Source organism: Clostridium sp. TF11-13AC, assembly GCF_003481065.1.
GTDB classification, from domain to species: domain Bacteria; phylum Bacillota; class Clostridia; order Lachnospirales; family Lachnospiraceae; genus Otoolea; species Otoolea fessa.
On the sequence record NZ_QUKJ01000008.1, the window covers coordinates 1 to 20,549 of the forward strand.

A 20,549-nucleotide genomic window follows, 5' to 3' on the forward strand; every position below is an offset into this window, starting at 1 on the left:
AAAGTACCTGCAGTGAAGCGTAGAACCTCCTGTGTTTATGCAGATTTGAGAAAGCTTTATGTAGAAGTAAACAATTTAAAAGCGGTATAAATGCAGGCAGATATACAGCGGACTACCTGTAATGTGGAAACCAGCCGTATCCGGCATGGGAAAAGTGCGTATCCGCACGAATTCTAAGTTACTGGCGTATCCGCCGATATTTAGTCTTGCCGTTTAAAACGGCTGAGAAGCATGTGACTTTAGCCATGTGAGGTTCACCCCCATGGACGAAAATGTTATAATTTTTATACTTTGGTTGCCGGAATCCTACGGCACAATAAATCGAAATGAGATGAATAAAATGCAAAAAAATCAAAATGATAAATCATACAAGAGAGTACAGCCAAGTGAAAAGCAGGAATCCCGGATTCCAGCGGAAGGCGTTCGTTTAAATCGCTTTTTGAGCGAGGCGGGCATCTGCTCCCGGCGGGAGGCGGATCGGCGGATCGCGGACGGGCGTGTGACGATCGATGGGCGCGTGGCAGAGGTCGGGCAGAAGCTGATGCCGGGACAGCGCGTGGCGTGCGATGGTGTAGCGGTGTCCGGCAAGGATGCGCCGGTGCTTTTAGCGGTCAATAAGCCGCGGGGGATTGTCTGCACGACTTCTGATAAAGATCGGGCAGAAAATATCGTAGAATTTTTAGGTTATCCGGTCCGGATTTACCCGATCGGGCGTCTGGACAAGGATTCAGAAGGGCTGCTTCTCATGACGAATGAGGGCGAGCTGGTCAACCGGATTCTAAGGGCTCGTTACGGACATGAAAAGGAATATCTGGTAACGGTGGATAAACCCATTGATAGTGAGTTTGTCCGGAAGATGAGCGCAGGAGTGAAGATTTTAGATACGGTTACCCGTCCTTGTGAGGTGGAAAAGACCGGGAAGACGAGTTTCCGGATCATCCTGACCCAGGGACTCAACCGCCAGATCCGCCGGATGTGCGAGGCGCTTGGGTACCAGGTACAGACATTAAAACGCGTCCGGATGCTGAACATTACGCTGGATGGGCTGAAAACAGGCGAGTACCGGGAAGTGACAGCGGCAGAGAGACAGAAATTAGAAGATATTTTGAACGGAAAGAAGAATGGCTGAGACAATGTTGTCTGGCAGTCAGTGCAGGTTCACATATGAGGTTGCATAGAAATGCTTGAAAACGCATTCAGAGGTAGTTGGAGAGAGCGATGGGAAAGGTGGAGTCAGATAGATGGCAGAGGACAAGACAAAACGGATACGGGAGCTGATTGGGACGCTGCGGGCAGCAGGGCGCGCCTATTATCAGGAGAGCCGGGAGATCATGAGCAACTTTGAGTATGATAAGCTTTATGATGAACTGGTTTCATTGGAGAAAGAGACGGGAATTGTGTTTGCGAACAGCCCGACGCAGAATGTAGGATATGAGGTAGTCAGTGCGCTTCCGAAGGAGCGCCATGAGAAACCGATGCTTTCGTTAAATAAGACGAAGAGCGTGGAAGAGCTGGCAGACTGGCTCGGCGGGCAGACCGGGCTTTTATCCTGGAAGATGGACGGTCTGACGATCGTCCTGACCTATCAGAATGGAACACTTGTCAAGGCGGTTACGCGTGGAAATGGTGAGATCGGCGAGGTTATCACGGCAAATGCAAAGGCGTTCGTCAATGTGCCGTTAAATATTTCCTACCAGGGTGAGCTTATCCTGCGCGGTGAGGCGATCATCCGATATTCGGATTTTGAGAAGATCAATGAGCAGATCGAGGATGTCGATGCGAAATATAAGAATCCGCGAAACTTATGCAGCGGTTCGGTGCGTCAGTTAAACAGCGAAATCACAGCGCAGAGACAGGTCCATTTTTATGCGTTCAGCCTTGTAAAGGCGGATGGCATTGATTTCAAAAATTCGCGGAAAGAGCAGTTTGAGTGGCTGAAAACACAGGGGTTTGAGGTCGTAGAGTACCATGAGGTGACAAAAGAGACGCTGCCGGAGACGGTCAAAATGTATTCTGAGGCGATTGCGGAAAATGATACGCCGTCGGATGGACTGGTGCTTTTGTATGATGATATTGCCTACGGCCAGTCGCTGGGGCGGACGGCAAAATTTCCGCGCGATTCGATCGCATTCAAGTGGGCGGATGAGATTCAGGAGACGAAGCTTCTCTATATTGAATGGAGCGCGTCGAGAACGGGGCTGATTAACCCGGTGGCAGTATTTGAACCGGTTGAGCTGGAGGGAACGACGGTCAGCCGCGCCAGTGTCCACAACATCAGCATCATGGAGGCGCTGGAACTGGGGGCAGGCGACCGGATTACGGTTTATAAGGCAAATATGATCATTCCGCAGATCGCGGATAACCTGACGCGCAGCGGCGTCCGGGATATTCCGGAGGCATGTCCGGTGTGCGGCGGTCAGACGGAGGTGCGCCAGCTCAACGATGTAAAATCACTCTACTGCACGAACCCGGACTGCCAGGCGAAGAAAATCAAGAGTTTTACTCTTTTTACAAGCCGCGATGCGTTAAATATTGCGGGGCTTTCAGAGGCGACGCTGGAGAAATTTATCGGTGTCGGCATGATTCATGAGTATGCGGACATTTTCCATCTGGACCGCCATCAGGAAGAGATCGTCGAGATGGACGGATTCGGGCAGAAATCGTATGACAATCTGATTGCGGCGGCTGAGAAAGCGTCCCACACGACCCTGCCGAGAATGGTGTACGGTCTGGGCGTTGCAGGCATCGGTCTGGCAAATGCCAAGATGATTTGCCGTCATTTTAAAAATGATTTTGAGGCGATGCGCCACGCCACCGTGGAAGAGCTGGTCGAGATTGATGGAATCGGGGAAGTTCTGGCGCAGGCGTGGACGGCATTCTTTTCGGATGGAAAGAATAATGCGATCGTCGATCATCTGCTGGCGGAGCTGACCTTTGAGGCAGGAGACGAAGAAAGCAGTGAGGGTGCAGATGAGGCATTCGCCGGGATGAATTTCGTCATTACCGGTTCGCTGGAACATTTCAAAAACCGGAAAGAGCTGCAGGAGCTGATTGAGCGCCGCGGCGGCAAAGTGACCGGAAGCGTGACGTCCAAGACGAATTATCTGATCAATAATGATGTGGCGTCGTCTTCTTCGAAGAATAAGAAGGCGCGGGAATTGGGGGTGCCGATTCTTTCGGAGGAGGAGTTTTTGAAGCTATAAGAGAGGTGAAAAAGCCGGACGCCAGACAGTGTTTAGCTGGCTTTTTTTTGCAGCTTGTGTTATGATTAGGAATGCTGATATAGTTTTTATTGTAAGTAGAAATGAATCATATCGGTATATAATAGAATCCTAAAATTCAAACGAATTTTATATAAAAAGGGGATATATAACCATGCCAATTAAAATACAAAAGGATCTTCCTGCTAAGGCAATTTTGGAATCGGAGAATATATTTGTGATGGATGAGGATCGGGCGATGAGCCAGGATATTCGTCCGCTTGAGATTTTGATTCTGAATCTGATGCCGATCAAGGAGGATACGGAGACGCAGCTTCTGCGGGCACTTTCGAATACGCCGCTGCAGGTGGACTGTTCATTCCTGATGCTGGAAACGCACGTTTCGAAAAATACATCGCAGACGCATTTGAATAAGTTTTATGTGACGTTTGACGAGATCCGCCGCAAGCGCTTTGATGGTATGATTATTACCGGTGCGCCGGTGGAGAATATGGAGTTTGAGGAGATTAACTACTGGGACGAGCTGACGAAGATCATGGAGTGGAGCAAGACGCATGTGACTTCGACACTTCATATCTGCTGGGGGATGCAGGCGGGACTCTATTATCATTATGGAATCCAGAAACATCAGAGAAAGACGAAGCTTTCCGGCATTTACAGACATCGTCTTTTGAACCGGAAGATCCCGCTGGTCCGTAGTCTCGATGATTATTTTTACTGCCCGCATTCCCGTTACACGGAAGACCGGGAAGAGGATATTCTGAAACATCCGGAATTGCAGATTCTGGCGAAATCGGATGAGGCTGGCGTATTTCTGGTGATGAACCAGGATGGAAGCCAGATTTTCGTTCAGGGGCATCCAGAGTATGATCGCATGACGTTAAACAACGAGTACCACCGCGATCTGAAAAAAGGCTTAAATCCGCAGGTACCGTGCAACTATTACCCGGACAACGATCCATTTTCCATGCCGGTGCTGAAATGGAGAAATATGTCCAACACGCTGTACACGAACTGGCTGAATTACTATGTATACCAGATGACGCCGTACGTGCTGAAGGAGGACGAGCAGGAGTAGGAACAGAAATCTGCTATTTATGAGAGTATAAGATATAGAAATAGAGATTTCGATAAAATTGATCGGGGAAAATATCTTCTTCGAACTGGATGGTGGGAGCCGCCGTCGGAGTGGTGCTGCTGGCAGCTGGAATGTTTTTGATTTGGAAGAACCGCAAATAAGGCTGCAGATTAATAAAACGGTAAAAAGATAGATATAATACAGATATGAAAAAATACAGGCAGGGCTGTCGGAATTTTGCACAGTGTGGTTGAAACCATGTGTGGGAAAGATTCTGACAGCCCTGTTTATGCGGATTTTTGTTTTTATTAATTCCAGAAATCGGTTTCTTCTTTCAACTCAATATCAGCTGCTTTAAAGACCGGATTCTTCCCAGCCTGTTTCTGTGCCCGGTAGTCTTCCAGGCAGCGGAGCGCCGGCTTGGCAATCAGGAAGATAATTGGTACGTTGATGACTGCCATCAGTCCCATCAGAACATCGGCGGTATCCCACACGATGCCGAGACTTGCCACAGAACCGATGAGGACAATCACGATAGCGATCACTCTCTGGGTAATCCGGATGCCCTTGACTGGAGTTTTGCCGCAGAGATAAGCCATGCCGGTTTCAGCAAAATAGTAGTTTCCGAGTAGCGTGGTAAAGGCAAATAAAATCAGGGCAACTGTGATAAATACAACACCTGCGGTGCCGAATACGTTATTCATAGCTGCCTGCACATATGCCATGCCAGCCATGTCTGCACTCGGTGCAACGCCGGAGCAGAGCAGTAAAAATGCGGTTGCAGAGCAGATGACAATAGTATCGATAAATACGGATAATACCTGAACAAGACCCTGTTTGACCGGGTGGCTGACACCCGCGGAACCGGCTGCGGTAGCGGAAGCACCGACACCTGCCTCATTGGAGAACAAGCCTCTCTTGATGCCGAGCATCACAACGGATCCCATGAAGCCGCCGAAGATAGCCTGAATATCAAAAGCCCCTTCAAAAATGCTTGCGAACATACCCGGAATCATGTTTCCGTGGAGAATAATCATCAGCAGGGCAGCTGCAATGTAAAGTCCGCCCATTACCGGAACAAGAATTCCTGTGATTTTAGCGATCTGTTTGCCGCCGCCGCTGATGCAGATGCCGAAGATAACAGCCTGGATGATACCGATGAGAATCGGAGTCAGGCTTGGATTGTAGAAACTGTATACTTTAAAAGAATCTGCCACATTGAAGGATGCAACGAGGTTAAATCCAACCATGTAAGTCAAAATCATGAAAATAGCATAGAGAACACCCAGCCATCTTTTTTTCAGAACGGCTTCAATATAGTAGGAAGGACCGCCGTAGCAACTTCCGTCCTCGGCACGGCGTTTGTAGATCTGTGCCAGCGTACTTTCTACAAATGCGGTTGCACTTCCGAGGATCGCGGTCATCCACATCCAGAAGATAGCGCCCGGACCGCCGAAACAGATGGCGGTAGAAATGCCGGCGATATTTCCGGTGCCGACGCGCGAAGCAGTGGAAACCATCAATGCCTGAAAGGCGGAAATAGACTCATCTTCCTTGTCGGATGGCTCCAGGATAACCCGGATAGATTCAAGTAAGTAACGAAGCTGTACCCCTTTGGTGCGGATGGTAAAATAGATGCCGCCGCCTACCAGCAGGATGATTAACACGTAGCTGTAAAGATAGTTGCTTGCTGTGCCGATTATCTTTGCGTATAAATCTGCCATTTTAAAATACCCCTCTCATACAATTTACATATTGTTTTTGCTATAAAGTGTGCCGCTGCGGATCAAACATATGGAGATGCAGTTCATGTGACATATATTCAAGCACGCATTCTCCAGCGACGCTGTTCCCCTTTTTATCTAACGCCGGTCCGAAGATGCCGATTCCCATCTCGCCGTCTACCACTGATAAGATACCGCCGCCGACGCCGCTTTTGGATGGGATGCCGACCCGGACGGCAAATTCGCCGGAACCATCGTACATACCGCAGGTAAACATGAGTGTTTTGACGATTTTAACCGCCTGGCTGCTTAAAAGCCGTTTCCCCGTGTCTGGATGAATGCCATCGTTGGCGAGAATCAGTCCCAGTCCGGCGAGGCTTTCTGCCGTCACGCTGAGAGAGCACATTTTGACATAAAAATGCAGGCTGTTTTCCACATCTTTATTCTTTTCGATGTACCCCTTGCTCTCCAGCAGATAGGCGATTGCCCGGTTGCGGGAAATATGAGACATTTCCGAGTGATAAACCTTTTTGTCGAGGTTGATGTCCGGATCCATGCAGAGAGCCCGGATGGTATCAAGCATGGTATCGAAACTGATTTCGGAAGCAAGGCAGCTTGCCACTACGATAGCGCCTGCATTGATCATCGGGTTGTAGGGGGAACTGTCCGTATTTTCCAGTTTCATCAGCGAGTTAAATGGATCGCCGGTCGGCTCCATGCCTACTTTTTTAAATACCTGGTCGAAGCCGCAGATTTCCAGCGCGACTGCAAGGGTGATGATTTTGGAGATACTCTGAATACTGAATCGGACTTTCGTATCCCCGACGGAAATCCGTTTGCCGTTCCGGCAAAAAACACTGACTCCGAGCTGACTGCCATCTACCTTTCCAAGTTCTGGTATGTAGGTGGCAACTGCACCCTCATGGGTATGTGTTTTTCCCAGTGCAACGGCCTGTTCAAGTACATCTCTCATACTTAAACGCCTCCTGTTTTTTATTCGGTGTTGCTTTCTGATAGTATGGTAGCATGGGGAAGACAGTTTGTATAATGCGTGTCAGCTTTAAGGGATATGACAAAAAGGTATAACGGGATATATATGTCAGATATGAATAAATATTTATGATGAACGGGGAAGAGGTGCTGAAAAGGATAAAAAAAAACTGCCGGGACGGCTGTGAATGTCCGGCAGCTTTGATGGTGTTTTTTTAGAGAAGTTTTTTCTTTAAGTCATAAATAAATTCTTGTACGATCGCCGTCATTGGCGTGTCTTTCCGCATTGCATATCCAAATTCCAGCATAAAACCACAGTTTGGAATCGGAATAGAAGTGGAGTGGTAGGAGGCTTCTTGTTTGGCGAAATCGTGGATGCCGATGCTGTAGCAGTCACTGATCGAGATCATGTACATCAGGGTGGCGCGGCTGGAAAGATAGGTGATTTTCGAGCGCATTTTTTCTGCATCCTGATCCCCTTCGGAGAGAAGCTGGTAAATATAATCATCGCATTGTCCAAGATACCAAAGAAAGCCGTACTCTGCCAGTGTGTGCAGGTTGACCGGTTTCTGTTGCAGCAGAAGCGGATGTTTGCGGGAAATGATAATGTGTGGTTCGATGTTGGCAAGAAAATGGTATTCCAGCCCTTTTGATTCGAGCAAGGCCTCCATTTCACGCCGTTTGCGGCTGTCAAAATGAAACACGCCTACATCGACACGCCCGGATACCACATCCTCGATGACTTCGTCTGAATTGCCTTCATACAGTCGATGGGAGAAGGATGGCTGATCGCGGTGACGCAGGATTATTTCACTGAAACTTTCCATGATATGAGAAAAACGTGTCATGGAGACAGCCAGCGGATCAGAAATTTTGATTTGTTCCTTCTTTTTCTGAAACCAGAGCTGTTCCATTTCGTCAATGATTTTTTCGGAATGTGTCAGAAATTCCATTCCTTCAGGCGTTAATGTTACGCCTGAGCGGCTGCGGTTAAAGAGCCTGGCGCCGAGATTTTCTTCCAGATCGTGCATGATTTTCCCAAGATACGGCTGGGAAATATAGAGCGCCTGGGCGGCTTTATTGATGGATCCGAGGCGCGCTACCTTGATAAAATATTCTAAATGCCGAAAATTGATATCGTATTTCAAAAAAGTTCCCCCTTTGTAAATCCCCCTGAATGTAATAAGTATAAAATAAAAAAATGTAAATTGCCAGAAAATACCTAAACATATTGCATTTAAGGGATATAGCAAAATAGCATATAATTTATTGTTTGACTGTACCTGTATGTAAGAGAAGCAGTCCTCCTATATACAGCAGGCAAAGGATACCGGACTGGATGAGGACAGGCGGAAACAGGTGAGGCAGGTAAGACGCGTTTGGAATAACTTCTAACATCCCAATCGAAACCAGCAGGCAGAATGCCGGTTTTACAATGCCCTGGCTGACTGGTAGGCGGATCGGGACTTCGCAGGCGAGGGCGTGGATGTGGAGAAAGGCGAGCACCAGTTCGCTGATGAGAAGCGCCGCCAGATAGGCGAAAATCCCCCATCGCGGGATGGCGAAAAGGACGAGCGACAGGGTGAGAAGCATGGAAACCGTATGGTGGATGAAGACGGTTCCCGTTTTCCCAAGCCCGTTTAAAATACTTCCCATGGTAGTGGAGAGGTAGAGAAACGGGCAGAGCCAGGATAAAATCTGGATGAAACGTCCGGCATCGGCGTTGTGGTAAAAGGTTTCGCCCAGTGCTGGACCGAAGCGGGTGAAGAGCCCGACGCAGAGAATTCCCATGTACAGGCTGTAGCGGAGTGCCATGGAGATGGTGCGTTCGATTTTGTCCGGCTGATTCTGCGCCTGCGCCTCCGAGACTGCCGGGAGCAGGACGACGGCGAGGGAGTTGGTAATGGCGGATGGAAAGAGGACAAAGGGGAGTGCCATGCCTGTGAGAACTCCGTAAATACTGACCGATTCAACCCGCGAGAGCCCGGAGAGGAGAAGCTGGTTCGGTACAAAGATGGCTTCGAGACTCTGGAGAAAGCTGAGCGTGAGGCGATTCGCCATGAGGGGGAGTGCCATGGTGAGGAGGGGGAGGAGCAGGGGGGGAGTGTGGGCGGATTTTTTTTGTGAGGGAGGCGTGGTGCTGGAAGTGTCAGGGGTATAAGGGGGCGTAGAACGGGATGAGTATTGAAAATGGGTGGTATTTTTTCGTGTTTGACGAGAATAGCTGGAAATATGCGTGTCTGTATTTTGCAGTGTGGCAGCAGGCTTCGAGCATCCATAAACCAGCAGACAGAACACCGCCGATGCCGCTTCCCCGATCAACAGCCCCCAGACAGCCAGCAGCACCGTGATCGGAATCCTGTTCGTGCGGCAGACATGGACGATCAGCAGGACGGAGAAAATACGGATGCACTGCTCGACCACCTGTGAAAACGCCGGGACTGCCGTTTTTTTGAGCCCGTAATAATACCCGCAGCAGCAGGCATGGATCGCGCAGAAGGGGATCGAGAGGGCGAGTGCGGGCAGAAGCGGCGCACATTCGGGCGCAAGAAGGACGCGCGCGGCGAGAAAATCGGCGAAGGTGTAGATCAAAGAGGTCAGCGGCAGGGCGATCGATAGTGAGAGTGCGAGGCTGACCCGCAAAAAGGCGCGTCCCTTTTCCGGGGAGGCGGCGGTCAGGCGGGAGAGCGAAGTCTGGATTGGACCGGCGCAGAGAGCAAATGCGATGCCATGTATGGGAAAAATCATCTGATATAAACCCAGACCTTCGGCGCCGATCGTCCGGGAGAGAAAGATGCGGTAGAAAAAGCCGAGAATCCGGCAGAAAAATCCGACTGCCGTCAGGAGCAAGGTTCCGGTAATCAAAGGATGAAATCTTCGCATGGCAGATCTCCGGGGAGGGTATGTCAGAAAAGTATATGAGGAGGAAGATGAAAGTAGAAGAAAACCAAGATGTTTATAAAACACTGGGGACACATTTTTTGGGAAACTGAAAGAAGACCCGAGTTGGCAGAAGGGCAGAAATAGCTTAAATTAAAGGATACAAAAATAAACTGTATTTAATACATAAATTAACAGATGGACATTGAGTTAGAACAGGAATATACTAAAAACATCAAAAAATAAAAAATTACTGCGAAAAATAACTGGTTGGTAGGGAAAAGAGTGTGAAGCTATGTTAGAAGGAATTGTATTACTTGCATTTATCGCGGCGCTGGCAGGCTGCGTGTTTACCGGCGTATCGGTGCTCTGGGCGCTGGCGGGCGGCTATCTGATCTTCTGTGTGTACGGTTTGATTCGGAATCACAGCCTTGCGGAACTCGGAAAAATGTCGCTTTCCGGCGTTAAAACCGTCCGCAATATCCTGATGATTTTCGGACTTATTGGCTTTATCACAGCGCTGTGGCGGGCGTCCGGCACGATCGCCGTGATCGTGTGCTGGTCGTCGAAGCTGGTGTCGCCGTCGGCATTTCTTGTGATCGCGTTCCTTCTTAACTGTATGGTGTCGATCCTGACCGGAACCTCCTTTGGAACCGGCGCGACGATGGGTGTTATCTGTATGGCGATGGGACGTGCGATGGAGCTTGACCCGTTCTGGATCGGCGGCGCGATTCTTTCTGGCATCTATTTTGGCGACCGCTGTTCACCGGTATCGTCCAGCGCGAATCTTGTCTGTGTGCTGACGAAGACGGATATTTATGAAAATATCCGCGAAATGGTAAAGACATCGCTGGTGCCATTTGTGGCTACATGTATTCTCTATTATATAGTGGGACGTTCCATGAGTGCCGGAAACGGACGGATGGATGTGGAAGGGCTGTTTTCCAATCGTTTTGTACTTCATTGGAGCGCGGTGATCCCAGCGGCGATTATCCTGGTGCTGTCTGTGTTCCGGGTGGAGGTCAAGAAAACGATGCTGATCAGCATTGTGTTGGCGGCGTTTCTGAGCGTGGTGTTGCAGGGGCGGACAATCGAAGAAATTTTACAGATGTGCCTGACCGGTTATCAGGCAAGCGATCCGGCGCTCAATGCTATGATGAACGGCGGCGGCCTGAAATCAATGATTAAGGTGGCTGCGATTGTGAGCCTGTCCTCCTGTTATGCAGGAATTTTCGAGGGAACTGGGCTCTTGAAGCCGATTCAGGGGAAAATAGAGGCGTTGAGCCGGAAAATTACTCCGTTTGGTGCGACCTTTGCGGTGGCGGCAGTTGCTTCCATGATCGCTTGTAACCAGACGCTTTCGATCATGCTGACCCATCAGCTCTGCAAGGAAGGAAATCCAGATAATAAACGATTTGCAATCGATCTGGAAAATACGGCGGTTGTGCTGGCACCGCTGGTTCCGTGGTCGATCGCCGGAGCCGTTCCTCTGGCAGCCGTCGGTGCTCCGATTGCGAGTGTGGTGGTGGCGTCGTATCTGTACATACTGCCGATCTGGAGTTTTTTGGTTCGTCTCATAAGAAGGCCGTAGGAAAAGGAGGAAGAGCCATATGAATTTACTCGAACTTTGCAACCTACAGGGTTCTTTATTCTTGATGATACTGGCGGGTGCGGTACTGAAACGGCGCGGGATCATCAGCAAGGAAGGCGAAAAATGTCTGACGGATCTCTGCGTGAATATCGTGATTCCCTGCAATATTGTGAAATCGTGCCTGATTTCATTTGATGCTTCGATTTTTAAAACGTGCGGGTTGCTGTTGGCGGTTGGATTTGTCTTGCAGCTTGTCTGTGTGGCACTCAACAAAGTGCTGTTTAAGGGATATTCAGAGCAGCACCGGAAGGTGCTTCAATACTGTACGATCGTTTCCAACGGCGGATTCCTCGGAAACCCGGTTGCGGAAGGCGTATATGGAAGTATGGGACTTCTCTACGCATCCATTTTCCTGATTCCGATGCGCGTTGTCATGTGGTCGGCGGGTACATCCTATTTTGTTGGAGGCGGTTCTGACCGGAAAAAGGTATTGAAAAATGTCCTGACGCACCCGTGTCTGGTCGGTGTCTACATCGGTATGTTCCTGATGGCGACACAGCTGCAGCTTCCGGGCGTGCTGAAATCGACGGTTACCTACATTGGAAACTGTAACTCGGCGCTGACGATGTTTATTATCGGTACGATTCTGACCGATGTGAAACTGCGTGAGATTATTAATCCGACGGCCCTCAAATTCAGTGTGCTCCGTCTGTTCCTTCTTCCGCTTCTGGCATATGGAATCAGCCTGGCGGCCGGATTGGATTCGGTGGCAGCAGGTGTGGCAGTCATCATGACGGGAATGCCAGCCGGTGCAACTGCAGCGATTTTTGCGGCGCGCTATGACAGCGATGCACCGTTTGCAGCGAAAACGGTAGTGCTCACGACGCTGATTTCGATGATTACGATTCCGGCGTGGTGTCTGTTTATAGGATAAAAAGAATAGGTAAGAAGCAACAATAATAGAAAGAATACTAGAAAAATTGAGAAAATAATGTAAATATGGTAAATGAATATAAAAAGACCTGAAAGGTGCGGTAAATGGCTGCTCTTCAGGTCTTTTATATTTTAAAATGAATAAAAGGATAAGCAAACAGAGGTTGAAAGAATTAGTTTATGATTCTTATTCATTCGTTTCACTCTTTCGTGAAATCCGCGCTTCTTCCAGATAATTATACAGTGTATACTTGGAAATCTGCATCGCGTCGCACAGGAGCAGGCTGGTTTTTGTGATCTTGAAGACGCCTTTCTGGTCAAGATAGTCGAGTGCACGAATTTTTTCCTCCTTGTTCATCAGCATCATCGGTTTTCCGATCATGGACTCTGCCTGATAAATATAGTGCTGTAAAATATCATCGACATTCTTTTTGAGAATAAAGTCGCGGTCAGACATGGCTGCCTGATTTGCGCCATTCGTGCCGTCCGTGCTGCCAGTTCCTGAAAAGGTGCCATCAGAAGCCATTCCGGATGGTGTGCAGCCAGACATGCCGTCGATCTGTGCGCCCACAGCTGCCGATACGCCGATGGTGCCTGGGCGTCCGATCAGATTTTGCAGGGCGCTCTGTGCCAGATAGAGATCGCGAACATCCATATTTAAGCAGACAGATCCGATAATTTTGTGATGTTCGTCCTCGATGAGCGTTGTGCAGGACTTAAAAAGCCGGTCTTTCTGGCTGGTATCGAGGGAAATGATCGAATGCTTGAGCGGCTCGATATCATTGCCGAGCTGTGTGATCATGCCGCCGCGCGGGGAACCGCCGACGTCGCGCCCGCTTAGCTGTGAGTTGAATGCGTAGACGATCGTGTGATCGTAGCCTTTGCGGTAATCGTGGACGATGATCTCACAGTTATCTCCGAGAAACTTTTGAAGTCCTTCGAGAAAACGGATGAGAAACTGAAAGTCCATGTAGTTGGAAATTTCCATGAATACCTCCTTTGGGGTGCTCTGTGCCCCGAGTGTGTATCGCAAAATTTTGCGGCTTAAAATAATTCGGAAAATGAAATGCACAGGGATTGTCTTTCTTTTGTCAAAGTTCCTGAAAAAAATTTTATCGCGTTCATTTTGCTGCGTCAATCCTGTTTCTATAGAAAAAAGTTAGTAGATAGGGAACATAAATAAGAGAATGTTCTCCTTTTTTGTTTAAAAATCAAAAATTCAGGTACAAGATAACGGGAAATGAGAGCAAACCTGTTTCTTTCATCATACTCTCAGACAAACTGTTTGTCAATTAACAAACCAAACTGTAAGTTTTTCTTGACAATTTGTCAGTGCATCCCTATAATCGAGAAAAAATCAAACAGACAGTTAGTCAAACAAAAAATAAGTTTGGAAAAATACAAACTGAAAGTGAGGGAGCAGGATGGACAGGGACAGTTATGTATATAAGACACCGGCTTCAAAGCTGGTACAGGTGTCTGCGATTGCGGCGGAATACAAGGGCAGACCGGATATGCTGATGACAGTGATCATCCGGGCGCAGAAGGTTGTGTCGGCATTTTCCAAGGAGGTGGCGTCAGTCATCGCCAGGGAGATGGATATTCCGATGAACAAGGTGTACAGTTTCATCACCTTTTATGCGATGCTGTCGGTAAAACCGAGGGGGCGCTACATTGTCCGGATGTGCAAGAGCGCGCCGTGCCACGTACATGGGGCGCAGGCGGTCGTTCAGGCGCTGGAGGATCAGCTCGGCATCAGCATCGGGGAGACGACCGAGGACGGAAGGTTCACCCTGGAATACTGTCCCTGCCTGGGACTGTGTGAAATATCCCCGGCGATCATGATCAATGAGCACGTGTACGGCAACCTGACGCCGGAATCGGTGAGGGATATTATCAAACAATATATACGGGAGGATGTGGAATAGTATGGAGGAAATGCACGTATTGCTGAAAAACCGCGGCAAGATTAATCCGAGAAGTTCACAGGAGTATGCGGACCGCGGCGGATTTGAAGCGCTGAAAAAAGCACTTTCGATGGACAGTGAAGCGATTATCGATGTGATCCGCGCCTCCGGACTTCGTGGACGCGGCGGTGCGGGATTCCCGACCTATCGCAAGATGGAGTTTACCGCCCACGCATCTTACCCAACGAGATACATCGTCTGTAACGCCGATGAGGGAGAGCCGGGTACGAATAAAGACCGGATTCTTCTCTCGACCGACCCGTGTGCGGTCTTCGAGGGCATGGCGATTGCTGGAAAAGCAGTCGGCGCCCATACCGGATATATTTATCTGAGAGCCGAGTATACATATTTGTTCCCGGTATTAAAAGATGCGCTGGAGGATGCGGAAAAACGCGGATTTTTAGGAAAAAATATGATGGAGAGCGGTTTTGACTTTGAAATCAAGTTCCGCTCCGGTGCGGGTGCTTACGTCTGCGGCGAGGAGACGGCATTGTTTGAGTCCATTGAGGGAAAACGAGGAGAGCCACGTTTCCGTCCGCCGTTTCCGAGCATTCACGGACTCTTTGGAAAACCGACCATGTTAAATAACGTAGAGACGCTGGCGAATATTGCACCGATCCTCTTAAACGGAGCGGAATGGTACCGCAGCATCGGCACAGCTAACAGCCCGGGCACAAAGCTTTTTACGGTCTGTGGAAATGTAGTCTGCAGGGGCGTATTTGAATTTCCGATGGGCGTGAACCTCAAAGATATCATTTATGAAGTGTGCGGCGGCATCGCGGATGGAAAAGGGCTTCTGGGCGTGCAGACCGGTGGTACCTCCGGTGCGATCATCAATGCCGATCAGATCGATATGACACTGGATATTGATACAGTTTCGGCATCCGGCGGACGTCTTGGCTGCGGTACGATTCTGGTCATCGACGACAGCAACTGTATTGTAGATATTGTGCGAAACAATTTGGACTTCTTCCGCGGCGAGTCATGCGGAAAATGTACACCGTGCCGCGAGGGCGGCCAGCAGCTGTACAATCTGGTTACCCGCATCAGCCGGGGGCTGGCGACTCTGCCGGATCTGGAAAAAATCGATGAGCTGACGGAGACGATGCGTCTGACCGCACTTTGTGGTCTGGGACATTCGACCGCAGTTCCGGTGCAGACGAGTATCCAGAACTTCCGAAAGGAATATCTGGCGCACATTGATCGGGATTACTGTCCGGTCTGTACACAGGCAGCTGTGGCGGAAGGCATTTATGAAGCAGAAGAAGATTATAGAAACGATGGGAACAGCCGGATAGGAATACGGCGTGCAGCAGTCGGTGAACGTGATGTCATGTATGATTCGTATGACGCGTATGCGAGACACCGCAGCCGGGGAGCATCCTACGCGGGACGATTTGAGCGGAAAGGGGGAAGAGAAGCATGATGGTACATCTGACAATCGACGGACAGCCGGTAGAGGTGGAGGAAGGAACGACGATCCTCCAGGCGGCGAAGAAAGCCTGTATCCACATTCCGACTCTCTGCTATCATGAGGATTTGAGCATCAAGGCGGTCTGCCGTATCTGTGTGGTTGAGGTAGAAGGACAGAGACTTCTTCCGACCGCGTGCAGTACACCGGTTTCGGAGGGAATGGTCGTGCAGACGGCATCCCCGAAGGTACTGAAAGCGAGAAGAAATATTCTGGAACTGATTTTTGCGAGACATCCGCAGGAATGTCTTGTATGTCCGAAGGATGGAAAATGCGATCTGCAGAAGGTAGCGCAGGATGTTGGTATGCATCTGGACATCCGCTATGACAAGCAGCTCCGCCATCAGAAGGAGGACTGGAGTTCCCCGGCCATCATGCGGAATCCGCAGAAATGTATTCTGTGCGGGCGTTGTATGGAGGTCTGCAATGAGATTCAGGGAATCAACGTCCTTTCGAAGGAAAACCGTGGATTCCATACGCTGATCGCCCCGGCCTATGGGGAAAAACTGGCTGATACCAACTGTATTAACTGCGGCCAGTGCGTGCAGGTGTGTCCGACCGGCGCATTGACGGTGCATTATCATACCTACGGATTATATCGCCAGAAAGAATTAGGCAAAAAACTGATTATTCAGGTGGCTCCGTCCGTCCGCATTACGCTGGCGGAGGCACTGGGCGAACAGCCGGGCGTTGTCAGCACAGGACGTCTGGTGTCGGCTCTCAAGCGCCTGGGATTTTACAAGGTATTCGATTCCGATTTCTCTGCCGATCTGACGATCATGGAGGAAGGAACCGAGCTTTTGAACCGCCTGCAGAACGGCGGAACCCTGCCGATGATCACCTCCTGCTGTCCGGCGTGGGTCAAATATTGTGAAACCTATGCACCGGAGTATACAAAGCATTTATCGACGGCGAAATCTCCGCAGCAGATGTTCGGCGCGCTGATTAAAACCTGGTTTGCAAAGCGCGAGGGAATCGATCCGGGTGATATCTGCAGCGTTTCGGTTATGCCATGTACAGCAAAGAAATTTGAGTGTACCCGTCCGGAAATGAAGGACAGCGGCTACCAGGATGTGGATATTTCCATCACGGTTCAGGAACTGGCTGCCTTGATCCGTGCCGGTGGAATCGATTTTGCCGAGCTTCCGGATACACCGTTTGACGATCCATTTGGCGAAGGAAGCGGCGCGGGACTTATTTTCGGTGCGACTGGCGGCGTCATGGAGGCGGCACTCCGCACCGTCTACGCGGTGGTAACCGGCAAAGAGATGGAACATCTCGACTATACACCGGTCCGCGGCTTCGAGGGAATCAAGGAATCACAGGTTGATTTGAACGGCAGAGTCATCAAGGTAGCGGTGGCACATGGCATTAAAAATGCGAAAGTTTTGCTGGAAAAGGTAAAAAACGGAACCGCCGATTATCAGTTTATCGAGATCATGGCATGTCCGGGCGGCTGCATCGGCGGCGGTGGAAATCCGCCTAAGACATGGTCGATCATGGAGAAGCGGAAGAAAGCCATCTATGAGGCAGAGGCAGAGCTTCCGGTCAGACAGTCGCACAAGAACCCGGCGATCCAGAAAATTTATGAGACGTATCTGGGAGAACCGTGCGGGGAGCTGTCACATAAGCTGCTGCATACAGAGTACTGCAACCGGCAGGATCTGTTGCAATAAATTATTTTATTCCAACCATCATTTTCTTAAAAACAAGGTGAAAACCTGAGAACGGCTTCCAGTGCTGCCGCTCTCAGGTTTTTCACGTCCCACTACGGCTCCTCCCAGGTTTCAATCCTCGCCTTACGGTTCAAAATTCCTTTCTCCCATATCATTAAATGCATCTTAAATTCAATCGAATCCTGCGCTGTCGTAAAGGGTTCTTCACGCAGCAGTTCGGAGCGGATGCCGCGCTTTTCAAGCTCTTTCTGTCTTTTTTTGGCAAGAAGTTCGAGAGCCAGGTGACGGGTCTGCTGGGCTTTTCCGAAGGTGCGGGACGGATAGGCGGAAGAGGCTTTTTGAAGTTTCCGGGTCAGGAGATCGACTGTCTTGGCATGGGTGTTCCGGTGCAGGAGGCGGGCAATCTGACGGGCACGGCGCTTGGTGGGGTGCTGCTCATAGTCCTTCAGGCGATGTAGCAGTTTTGGATCACCGGCTTCGACGGCGATGGACTGGAAGACGCGCGAAGCGTCTTCGGAGAGATGCCAGGGATTTTCACGGATGACGCGGTATTTTTCCGGGACCGCCGGGTAGCAGCAGACGTTTAGCGGAGGAAATTCCGCGAGGGAGGCAAGCTCCCGCTCGTTTGCGTTGCAGGAGTTTTCCCCCAGATAGTCGAGTTTGTCGCGCAGGATGGCGATGCGGTATTCGAGCTGGCGGAGGTATTCGTAGCCTTTCATCCAGAAGTGCCCGATCTGACTGTAGTCATAGTAGTGATTTTCGAGAGTCAGATCTTCGAAAAAGAGTGTGACAACCGAGTCTCCCTGATGGACGATCAGGGCGTAGCGTTCGTTTTCATCCTGGGTTAAGAGGGCATCGAGTTCGCCCTCGTATGCCGGATCGTAGGTACCGGTCAGGCGGGCGTTGTGGAAGAGAAGGAAACTTTCGACTGCATCATTCATCAGGTAAACCAGGCGGATCGTGTCGGGAGCAGAAGTGCCGGTTTCCGGGAGAATAAGTTCGAACTGGTTTTCGGATAATAGTAATTCTAACATGGAAAAGGGATCCATTTTATAAAACTCCTTAATGTATAAAAATCAAAATGTTTTCCGACACAGGCAGAAAAACGGAGCCAGTGACTATCGTATTCTCAATACAGGAAAACATAGAACAATCATGGTAATTATAAGAGAAATAAGAAGAGGATGCAAGAGAAGAGCAATGCTGCTGCCGGATTGTACAAAATTTTCAGCTCAGAAAAATTTTTCCAGTGAATCGTAACATTTTCTATGTTTCACAAAAAAAGATAGTAAAACCGCGCGATTCGTGTTAATATAAGAAAGCATAAGAATAATCGCGGTGTTTTTGCAGCGGCGGTGAAAACCGCAAAGCTGCGTAAGAGACTGCAAGTATGAATAGAAAGGAAAATTTATCATGGAAATCACAAAAGCAACCACGATGGGCGAGATGCTTCAGTATGATATGGGTATTGCATATGTTCTGATGGAGGCAGGCATGCACTGTGTTGGCTGTCCGTCTTCGATCGGTGAGTCTCTGGAGGAGGCCTGCATGGTACATGGTCTGAACGCAGACGAGGTTATGGCAAACATCCAGGAGTACCTGAACGCAAAGAAAGAGTCTGAGCAGGCTGAATAATTCAAATTTTAGATTTTAATAAAATTCTGGATAAAAAGACGCTGTGTACGAAGTAATGAGGCTTCAGCATAGCGTCTTTTTCGTTGTTTTATAGGAAAGAACGGCTCATAAAGCAAGAGTGAAAAATACTCGGATTGTTGTTTAGAGACTGAAAATTGTGTAAAATTAGTATACATTACAGAATTGACGTGATAAAAAGAACTCGTTATAATGACATAAAAAATATTTTTACTTTTTTTCGGAGAGTGGCTTAAACATATAACCGGACAAAAGATAAAGTAGTACGTAAAGATACAATGGAGGGATGGGAGTATGTTCAGTAAGCGTGAGTATGAATACGTGATGGAAATTGCGAAGGAAGGAAGTTTTTCAAAAGCAGCCCAGAAACTCTATATTTCCCAGCCGGCGCTCAGCGGTGCGATTAAAAAGATTGAGAAAGAGTTATATGGGATCTCGCTTTTTGACCGGAATGTGAACCCGGTGGCACTGACCCCGGCGGGGCAGTATTATCTGGAAAAAACGCGGAAGATATACGAGCTCAGCAATGAGATGGAGCAGCATTTTGCAGAGCTGGCGGGTATCCGTTCCGGTGTGATTAACATCGGAAGCTCCGGATATTTCTGTGCGTATTTTCTTCCGGAGGTGATCCGGGGCTATTGCAGACTGAATCCAAAGTGCCGGATCAACGTGACGGAGACGGATATTTCAGGGATGGATGCGGGGCTTAGAACCGGGCAGTTTGATATCACGATGGATGTCGAGGCACTCGACCCGGAGATGTTTGAGAGTGTGACGCTGGGGTATGAGTATATGATTATGGCGGTTCCTGCTTCCTTTGCTGTGAATGAGAAGCTGAAAGAGTTTCAGATCTCCAGGGAATCAATCCTGGAGCGGAGTTTTCTGGATGAAGCGGTGCGTGCGGTGGACCTTTCCAAAGTCTCGAAAGAACCATTTCTGATGCTGAAAAAGAATCAGGATTCTTATAAAAGGAGTATGGATATCTGCGCCCACGCTGGTTTCGAGCCGAAGGTGATTATGTATTTTGATCAGCTTCAGACTGCCTATAATGTGGCGCGGAGCGGACAGTCCGGTATCATCTTTTTTAGGGATGCACTGCTGAAATACACAGAGAAAACGGAAAAACTCTGTTATTACAAGATTGGCGATCCGCTGGCAAAGCGTGCAATCCTTTTGTCGATGAAGCGCTATCCGGGCGTGGGGGCAACAGTGGATGATTTTATCAAATACATTCTACTGGCTAAAAAATAGTTTAAAATTTCACAAAATACTGATAGGAATCTGCTTATAGAGCCATATTTAAAAATAACTCGGATTTTTAACCAGATAAAATACTGGAGTATATCCCATAGCTGAAAAAATAGA

General features: G+C 49.0%; 16 protein-coding genes. 10 read left to right on the forward strand and 6 right to left on the reverse strand.

From position 1 onward, the window contains the following. Positions 1-340 precede the first annotated feature (340 nt). From DXD12_RS13165 to metA, 3 genes are all read left to right on the forward strand, one after another. Positions 341-1,129 carry a pseudouridine synthase gene (locus DXD12_RS13165; RefSeq protein ID WP_118638513.1) on the forward strand — a complete coding sequence of 263 codons (789 nt, stop codon included), beginning with the start codon at positions 341-343 and terminating at the stop codon, positions 1,127-1,129. Between the two features lie 112 nt (positions 1,130-1,241). Further along, complete coding sequence (gene ligA, locus DXD12_RS13170) at positions 1,242-3,203, forward strand: NAD-dependent DNA ligase LigA (RefSeq protein WP_118638514.1); 1,962 nt, start codon at positions 1,242-1,244, stop codon at positions 3,201-3,203. 172 nt (positions 3,204-3,375) lie between these two features. Next, positions 3,376-4,299 carry a homoserine O-succinyltransferase gene (metA, locus tag DXD12_RS13175; RefSeq protein ID WP_107001283.1) on the forward strand — a complete coding sequence of 308 codons (924 nt, stop codon included), beginning with the start codon at positions 3,376-3,378 and terminating at the stop codon, positions 4,297-4,299. Between the two features lie 308 nt (positions 4,300-4,607). On the opposite strand, the gene DXD12_RS13185 is transcribed toward metA, so the two are convergent. The 4 genes from DXD12_RS13185 to DXD12_RS13200 all read right to left on the reverse strand — a co-directional run bounded on the left by DXD12_RS13185 (position 4,608) and on the right by DXD12_RS13200 (position 9,896). Then, positions 4,608-6,023 carry an alanine/glycine:cation symporter family protein gene (locus DXD12_RS13185; RefSeq protein ID WP_117796004.1) on the reverse strand — a complete coding sequence of 472 codons (1,416 nt, stop codon included), beginning with the start codon at positions 6,021-6,023 and terminating at the stop codon, positions 4,608-4,610. A 40-nt stretch (positions 6,024-6,063) separates the two neighbouring features. Beyond that, on the reverse strand, positions 6,064-6,996 hold the full coding sequence (glsA, locus tag DXD12_RS13190) for a glutaminase A (protein WP_107001281.1): 933 nt from the start codon (positions 6,994-6,996) through the stop codon (positions 6,064-6,066). 232 nt (positions 6,997-7,228) lie between these two features. Further along, complete coding sequence (locus tag DXD12_RS13195) at positions 7,229-8,161, reverse strand: LysR family transcriptional regulator (protein ID WP_118467010.1); 933 nt, start codon at positions 8,159-8,161, stop codon at positions 7,229-7,231. 118 nt (positions 8,162-8,279) lie between these two features. Beyond that, positions 8,280-9,896 (reverse strand): polysaccharide biosynthesis protein, encoded by a 1,617-nt coding sequence (locus tag DXD12_RS13200; RefSeq protein WP_107001279.1) that lies wholly within the window; start codon positions 9,894-9,896, stop codon positions 8,280-8,282. Positions 9,897-10,188: 292 nt separating this feature from the next. Here DXD12_RS13200 and DXD12_RS13205 point away from each other — a divergent pair, with 292 nt between their 5' ends. Continuing rightward, positions 10,189-11,484, forward strand: coding sequence for a Na+/H+ antiporter NhaC family protein (locus tag DXD12_RS13205; RefSeq protein WP_118629699.1), 1,296 nt, complete (start codon positions 10,189-10,191; stop codon positions 11,482-11,484). A gap of 19 nt (positions 11,485-11,503) precedes the next feature. Beyond that, positions 11,504-12,418 carry an AEC family transporter gene (locus DXD12_RS13210; RefSeq protein ID WP_118523995.1) on the forward strand — a complete coding sequence of 305 codons (915 nt, stop codon included), beginning with the start codon at positions 11,504-11,506 and terminating at the stop codon, positions 12,416-12,418. Positions 12,419-12,604: 186 nt separating this feature from the next. On the opposite strand, the gene DXD12_RS13215 is transcribed toward DXD12_RS13210, so the two are convergent. Beyond that, positions 12,605-13,405, reverse strand: a complete 801-nt coding sequence (locus DXD12_RS13215) for a helix-turn-helix transcriptional regulator (protein ID WP_107001276.1) — start codon at positions 13,403-13,405, stop codon at positions 12,605-12,607. Between the two features lie 436 nt (positions 13,406-13,841). On the opposite strand from DXD12_RS13215, the gene DXD12_RS13220 reads away from it, so the two are divergent. The 3 genes from DXD12_RS13220 to DXD12_RS13230 are packed head-to-tail and all read left to right on the forward strand — an operon-like array spanning position 13,842 to position 17,531. Then, the gene (locus DXD12_RS13220) at positions 13,842-14,345 is read left to right on the forward strand and encodes an NAD(P)H-dependent oxidoreductase subunit E (RefSeq protein ID WP_118481989.1); all 504 of its coding nucleotides are present in this window, start codon (positions 13,842-13,844) and stop codon (positions 14,343-14,345) included. A gap of 1 nt (position 14,346) precedes the next feature. Further along, positions 14,347-15,810, forward strand: coding sequence for an NADH-quinone oxidoreductase subunit NuoF (gene nuoF, locus DXD12_RS13225; protein WP_182457090.1), 1,464 nt, complete (start codon positions 14,347-14,349; stop codon positions 15,808-15,810). Next, complete coding sequence (locus DXD12_RS13230; RefSeq protein ID WP_333490944.1) at positions 15,807-17,531, forward strand: NADH-dependent [FeFe] hydrogenase, group A6; 1,725 nt, start codon at positions 15,807-15,809, stop codon at positions 17,529-17,531. The genes nuoF and DXD12_RS13230 overlap by 4 nt, the downstream gene beginning before the upstream one ends. Before the next feature lie 92 nt (positions 17,532-17,623). Here the strand turns inward: DXD12_RS13230 and DXD12_RS13235 are convergent, their stop codons facing one another. Further along, the gene (locus DXD12_RS13235; RefSeq protein WP_182434345.1) at positions 17,624-18,565 is read right to left on the reverse strand and encodes a DUF3878 family protein; all 942 of its coding nucleotides are present in this window, start codon (positions 18,563-18,565) and stop codon (positions 17,624-17,626) included. A gap of 379 nt (positions 18,566-18,944) precedes the next feature. Between DXD12_RS13235 and DXD12_RS13240 the strand changes: the two genes are divergently transcribed. Both DXD12_RS13240 and DXD12_RS13245 read left to right on the forward strand, forming a co-directional pair. Further along, positions 18,945-19,166, forward strand: a complete 222-nt coding sequence (locus DXD12_RS13240; protein ID WP_107001272.1) for a DUF1858 domain-containing protein — start codon at positions 18,945-18,947, stop codon at positions 19,164-19,166. Positions 19,167-19,478: 312 nt separating this feature from the next. Continuing rightward, positions 19,479-20,435: a LysR family transcriptional regulator gene (locus DXD12_RS13245; RefSeq protein ID WP_117795998.1), complete on the forward strand. Its 957-nt coding sequence runs from the start codon at positions 19,479-19,481 to the stop codon at positions 20,433-20,435. Positions 20,436-20,549 lie beyond the last annotated feature (114 nt).

Bases quoted from the DNA above. Each gene is read 5' to 3' on its own strand.
- DXD12_RS13165 (WP_118638513.1), top strand. From the start codon at position 341: ATGCAAAAAAATCAAAATGATAAATCATACAAGAGAGTACAGCCAAGT.
- ligA (WP_118638514.1), top strand. From the start codon at position 1,242: ATGGCAGAGGACAAGACAAAACGGATACGGGAGCTGATTGGGACGCTG.
- metA (WP_107001283.1), top strand. From the start codon at position 3,376: ATGCCAATTAAAATACAAAAGGATCTTCCTGCTAAGGCAATTTTGGAA.
- DXD12_RS13185 (WP_117796004.1), bottom strand. From the start codon at position 6,023: ATGGCAGATTTATACGCAAAGATAATCGGCACAGCAAGCAACTATCTT.
- glsA (WP_107001281.1), bottom strand. From the start codon at position 6,996: ATGAGAGATGTACTTGAACAGGCCGTTGCACTGGGAAAAACACATACC.
- DXD12_RS13200 (WP_107001279.1), bottom strand. From the start codon at position 9,896: ATGCGAAGATTTCATCCTTTGATTACCGGAACCTTGCTCCTGACGGCA.
- DXD12_RS13205 (WP_118629699.1), top strand. From the start codon at position 10,189: ATGTTAGAAGGAATTGTATTACTTGCATTTATCGCGGCGCTGGCAGGC.
- DXD12_RS13210 (WP_118523995.1), top strand. From the start codon at position 11,504: ATGAATTTACTCGAACTTTGCAACCTACAGGGTTCTTTATTCTTGATG.
- DXD12_RS13215 (WP_107001276.1), bottom strand. From the start codon at position 13,405: ATGGAAATTTCCAACTACATGGACTTTCAGTTTCTCATCCGTTTTCTC.
- DXD12_RS13220 (WP_118481989.1), top strand. From the start codon at position 13,842: ATGGACAGGGACAGTTATGTATATAAGACACCGGCTTCAAAGCTGGTA.
- nuoF (WP_182457090.1), top strand. From the start codon at position 14,347: ATGGAGGAAATGCACGTATTGCTGAAAAACCGCGGCAAGATTAATCCG.
- DXD12_RS13230 (WP_333490944.1), top strand. From the start codon at position 15,807: ATGATGGTACATCTGACAATCGACGGACAGCCGGTAGAGGTGGAGGAA.
- DXD12_RS13235 (WP_182434345.1), bottom strand. From the start codon at position 18,565: ATGTTAGAATTACTATTATCCGAAAACCAGTTCGAACTTATTCTCCCG.
- DXD12_RS13240 (WP_107001272.1), top strand. From the start codon at position 18,945: ATGGAAATCACAAAAGCAACCACGATGGGCGAGATGCTTCAGTATGAT.
- DXD12_RS13245 (WP_117795998.1), top strand. From the start codon at position 19,479: ATGTTCAGTAAGCGTGAGTATGAATACGTGATGGAAATTGCGAAGGAA.